Source organism: Streptomyces sp. SID11385 (assembly GCF_010548245.1).
Taxonomy (GTDB): Bacteria; Actinomycetota; Actinomycetes; order Streptomycetales; family Streptomycetaceae; genus Streptomyces.
On the sequence record NZ_JAAGLR010000413.1, the window covers coordinates 1 to 4,743 of the forward strand.

5 protein-coding genes and 1 pseudogene are annotated in these 4,743 nt (G+C 73.7%); 3 read left to right on the plus strand and 3 right to left on the minus strand.

Going from position 1 to position 4,743, the window contains the following annotated elements; all coding sequences use genetic code 11:
• Positions 1 to 423, plus strand: a pseudogene (locus tag G3I42_RS12705) (hydroxylacyl-CoA dehydrogenase); the annotation flags it as partial.
• A 33-nt stretch (positions 424 to 456) separates the two neighbouring features.
• On the opposite strand, the gene G3I42_RS12710 reads toward G3I42_RS12705, so the two are convergent.
• The gene (locus G3I42_RS12710) at positions 457 to 1,899 is read right to left on the minus strand and encodes an MATE family efflux transporter (RefSeq protein WP_164285448.1); all 1,443 of its coding nucleotides are present in this window, start codon (positions 1,897 to 1,899) and stop codon (positions 457 to 459) included.
• Between the two features lie 282 nt (positions 1,900 to 2,181).
• Here G3I42_RS12710 and G3I42_RS12715 point away from each other — a divergent pair, with 282 nt between their 5' ends.
• Entirely contained in the window at positions 2,182 to 2,625 is a 444-nt protein-coding gene (locus tag G3I42_RS12715) for a MarR family transcriptional regulator (RefSeq protein WP_164285450.1), read from the plus strand.
• A 36-nt stretch (positions 2,626 to 2,661) separates the two neighbouring features.
• On the opposite strand, the gene G3I42_RS12720 is transcribed toward G3I42_RS12715, so the two are convergent.
• Positions 2,662 to 3,264: a TetR/AcrR family transcriptional regulator gene (locus G3I42_RS12720; protein WP_164285452.1), complete on the minus strand. Its 603-nt coding sequence runs from the start codon at positions 3,262 to 3,264 to the stop codon at positions 2,662 to 2,664.
• A gap of 145 nt (positions 3,265 to 3,409) precedes the next feature.
• Here G3I42_RS12720 and G3I42_RS12725 point away from each other — a divergent pair, with 145 nt between their 5' ends.
• Entirely contained in the window at positions 3,410 to 3,988 is a 579-nt protein-coding gene (locus G3I42_RS12725) for a hypothetical protein (RefSeq protein WP_164285454.1), read from the plus strand.
• Positions 3,989 to 4,024: 36 nt separating this feature from the next.
• On the opposite strand, the gene G3I42_RS12730 is transcribed toward G3I42_RS12725, so the two are convergent.
• Positions 4,025 to 4,743, minus strand: a 719-nt coding sequence (locus tag G3I42_RS12730) for a hypothetical protein (protein WP_343244533.1), incomplete at its 5' end; no start/stop codon positions are given.

The following is a 4,743-nucleotide window of genomic DNA, read 5'->3' on the forward strand; positions in this document are numbered from 1 at the left end:
GACGGCGGTCGCGCGATCACGGCCCTGGCCGCCGAGGCACGGCCCCTGCTGCCCGCCGACGACCCGCGCCTCCGCGTCCTGACGTGGATGGGCGAGGGACTCTACGAGCTGGTGGCCTCCTCCTGGCAGTCCCTCGCCGGGGGCCCGCCGCTCACGGTGGCCGACATCGACGCCCTCGCCGTCGCCGCCCGCCGCCAGCCCCTGCGCGCCGCCGGACTCCTGCACCACCTCCTGACCCGCGCCACCGCCCCGGAGGCCACGCCCCTGCGCACCCGCGCGCACGCCCTCCTGACCACGTGGTGCGGGGACTTCGCCGACGCGCTGGGCCTCCGCGCGATCCCGCCCCGCGACCAGGTCGGCCACCAGGCCGCGACGGCACTGGCGGCGGCGGAAGCGGCGCTGGAGGAAACGGGCGGGGGGTGACGGGCGCCCCGTACCTCCGGTCCCCGCTCCCCCTCAGACCTCCTCCAGCACCTCCTCCGCCCGCTCCGGGCTCCCCTCCGCCAGGCCCTCGTCGATCGCCGCGCGGGAGGCGAGCCACATCCCGAAGCCGATGAAGAGGACGATCACCTCCGTCGCCGTCAGCGACCAGATGACGCCGTCGAGGCCGAACCAGTGGTTGCCCAGGATCACGATCGGGATGAACAGCACCCCCGGCGCCGAGGCCATCACGAGGGCCGGGCGCGCGCGGCCCGTCGCCTGGAAGAGCGTGGTCAGCAGGCCGGTGAAGCCGTTGCCGACCATGCCGACGAGCTGCGCGAGCAGCACCGTCGTACCGAAGGCGAGGACCGAGTCGTCCGAGGAGAAGATCTTGATGACCTGCTCGCGGAAGCCGATGATCGCCGCGAAGAAGAAGAGCCCGACGACCCCGACGGCCGTGGCGGAGGCCCGCAGCGAGGCGTTCAGGCGCGTGCGGTCGCCCTTCCCGTACGCGTAGGCGAGCAGCGGCAGCACCCCGATCGTCACGCCCATGAGCAGGAACTCCGGCACCTGCGCGATACGGACGGCGACCCCCATGGCCGCGAGCGGGCTGTCGCCGTAGTGGGCGGCGTAGTTGTTGAGCAGCAGGCTCGTGACGATCATGAAGCCGGCCTGGAGGAGCTGTCCGCCGCCGACGCCGAAGACCGGCTTGAGCACCGAGGTCCGCAGGGTGAACCAGCGCGGTGCCAGGCTCATGTGCTCGCTGTTGCGGTGGAGCCAGAAGGCCCAGTAGGCGAGGCTCACGGCGTTCCCGAGCCCGACGGCCGCCGCCGCGCCCGCCACGTTCCAGTCGAGCACGAGGATGAAGAGGACGTCGAAGACGAGGTTCGCGACGGTCGACAGGATCAGCCCCGTCATCGCCTGGCGCGCGGCACCCTCGGCCCGTACGAGGCTTTCGAGGCAGAGCGACGCGGCGAGTACGGGCACGAAGGCCAGCATCACGGCGACGTAGTGCTTCGTCGGCCCCGCCGCCGCCCCGTCCGCGCCGAGCGCCGACACGATCGGGTCCAGGAGCAGGAGCCCGAGGCCCGCGATCACGACCCCGGCGATCACCGAGCCCCACACCGCGAACGAGGAGACGTGCTTGATCTCGCCCGCCTTCCCGGGCTCCCGCTCGGCCGCCCCGAGCAGACGCGACACGAGCGCGCCGCCGCCGACGCCGAAGACGCCGCCGAAGGCGAGCACCAGGGCGAGCATCGGGGTGCCGAAGGTGATCGCCGCGAGCATCGACGTGCTGTGCAGCGAGCCGACGAAACCGGAGTTGATCACGTTGTAGACGGCGCTGACGGCCGTCCCCGCCGCCATCGGCACGCACAGGTGGACGAGGGCACGCAGGAGGGGGGCGCTGGAGAGGTACCAGCGGTTGGTGCCCACGGCGTCCGTGGGCGGCGCGGGTGTTTCCGGAGGTGTGGTGGTCATGGCGGTGCTCCTTTCGGGCAGCTTCGAGCGCTCGGCTCGGAGGTTCCGGGCCGCGCGGCGCGGAGGTTCCGAGCGCGCGGCTCAGGCGTGTCGAGCGCGCGGCGACGGGCGCCGGGGCTGCTCGGGAGGGAAGGGGCGCGCAAGGCGCGTGGCACGGTGCGGCACGGGAGGCGCCGCACGGCGCACGCGACAGCTGGATGCCGAACGCTCACTTGGAAAGCTAACAGTTAGAGTTCTAACAGTCAAAGCACGAACCGAACACCCACGATTAGGCTTCTCGGCATGGCGACACCGGACTTCGGCCCCACGGGCAGCCTCGACCTCATGCGCTGGATCGTCTGGGCCCTGCGCAAGGGCGGCGAGGACTGGATGCGGGAGCGCGAACTCAGTCACGAGCAGGCGTTCGCCCTCGGCTACCTGGTCCGCAACCCGGGCGCGATGCAGCGCGACATCGCCCAGGCGAGCCGCACGAGCGCGGCGAGCGTGTCCAGCCTCCTCAAGGGCCTCGAACGCCGGGGTCTCGTCGAGCGCCGTACGGAGCCGGGCGACGAACGCAGCAAACGCGTCTACGCGACGCGGGAGGCGGACGAGCACATCGCGGGCTTCGACACCACGATGCGCGCCGTGACGGAGGACATCCTCGCCCCCCTGACCAAGAAGGAGCGCACGACCCTGCACTCCCTCCTCACGAAGATCTCCGGACAACTGCCGCCGCCGACCCCCTGACGCGGAGCGCCCCGGCACCCGGCGCGCTGCGGCCCGTCACAGCTCCGCGCGCAGAATCCCCTCGACCCCGCCGAGAAACGTCCTCGCGACCCGCTCCGGGTCACCGAGGCACCCCGCCGCCATGGCCCCGTCGCGCAGCAGCACGAAACGCCGCCCCGCCTCGCCGGCCGGCAGGCACCCCGCCTCGGCCAGCAACTCCGTGACCGTCTCGGCGAACCACTTCCGGTGGGCCACCACGGCCCGGTGTATGGGGTGCACGGGGTCCGGATACTCGGTGGCGGCGTTGAGGAACGCGCACCCGCGGAACCCCGGCGCCCGAACGCCCTCCGCGATCGACCCGGCCACGGCCCGCACCCGCCCGACGGGCGTCTCCGCCCCGGCCCGCACCTCCGCGACCCGCGCCCTGATCCCGTCGTCCGCCCCGGCGAGACAGGCGAGCACGAGTTCGTCCTTCCCGGAGAAGTGCCGGTAGAGCGTCGCCCGGGTCACCCGCGCCTCCGCGACGATCCGGTCGACGCCGACGGAGCGGATGCCCTCCGCGTAGAAGATCTCCGTCGCCGTCCGGAGCAGCCGCGTCCGCGCCTCCGACATGCCGCGCGAGGCGCCGCCCCCTCCCGCACCACCAGTACCCCGAGTCATGCGGGCGAGCGTACCAAGCAATGAGGGAGAACGTTCGGTCTTGACAGGCGACGACTCCGGGCCTTGAATAAGAAGGAGACCGAGCGTTCTCCCTCAGTCAGCCGCAAGCCCCGGCCGACCCCGTCCCCACCCGAGAGGCAACCCCATGAGCACCCACGCCACCGCCCCCACCTCCCGCACCGCCCCTGGCACCCCGGCCGCCCCCGCCTCCCTCCGCAAGCTCTACCTCACCCGCTTCGCGTTCGCCGCCGTGTGGGCCGCCGTCCTCTTCGCGACGGGTGACAGCGGGCTGAGCCCGCTCAGCGGGACGCTGCTCGTCGTCTATCCGCTGTTCGACGTGGCGTGCGCCGTCGTCGACGTCCGCTCGGCGCGGGCGGGCGCGGGGCCGGTACGGGGGCTGTACGCGAACATCGCGCTGAGCACCCTCACCGCGATCGGCCTCGCGGTCGCCGCCGCGTCCGGAGTCCCCGCGGTGCTGCGGGTGTGGGGCGCGTGGGCGATCACCGCGGGCCTCGTCCAGCTCGTCGTCGGGGCGCTCCGGCGCCGTATCGGCGGGCAGTGGGCGATGATCGCGAGCGGTGCGATCTCCACGCTCGCGGGCGCGTCCTTCGTCGCGATGGCCGGCGCCGACGGAGCGAAGCTCAGCAGTCTGGCCGGGTACGCCCTCCTCGGCGGCGTCTTCTTCCTCGTCTCGGCCCTCCGCATCAAGCGCGACCGCGCCTGACCCCGGCCCGGCGCACGCACCCGGCCGCCCGCTCCCTCAGTACTCGTCCACCCACACCACGATCCCCGTCAGCCCGTGCAGCACCGCCGCGACTCCCGCCCGTACGGCCGCCGCGCTCCGCGCGGGCGTGAACGAGGCCGCGTCGTACGTCGAGGACATCCCCAGCCCCTCGCCCCGGAACGAGGCCCCGCTCCAGTCGACCGCCGTCACGTTCTCGGTGGGCTCCGCCAACTCGGCGCCCACGACGAGGAAACGGCGGTCGAGGTGGTGGGGCGTCACGGTGGCGAGCGGGTCGACGAGCGTGTTGCCGGCCGCGAGGACGAGGTCGGGGCCGAGGTCCATCGCCCGGTCGATCGAGGGCAGCAGGTCGGGCTCCCCCTCGGCCCGCACGGTGCGCAGCGCGACGTCCTCCGCCCCCGCCCACTCCCGCACCGCGCGCACGAGCGTCTTCGTGGGGCCGTCGTCCCCGGCGGTGAGCAGCACGACGCGGTAGCCGCGCGGCGGGTGCACGTCCTTCCACGAGCCGGGTTCCGGCGTGAGGGTCGCCTCGGGCGTCGGCGTCGGCGAGGGCCCGGCGAAACCGGCGCCGAGCGCGCCGAGCGGCGTGGGCGCGGCGCGCGGCCCCGCCCAGTCGTCGCCGGAGCCGCACCCCGCGGCGAGGAGCGCCAGAACGGCGAACAGGGCGAACCCGGCGGCGGCGCGGGGAGCGCGAAGTGGCGTGCGGCGCACGGCGATCGTCCTCCTGAGATACGTAC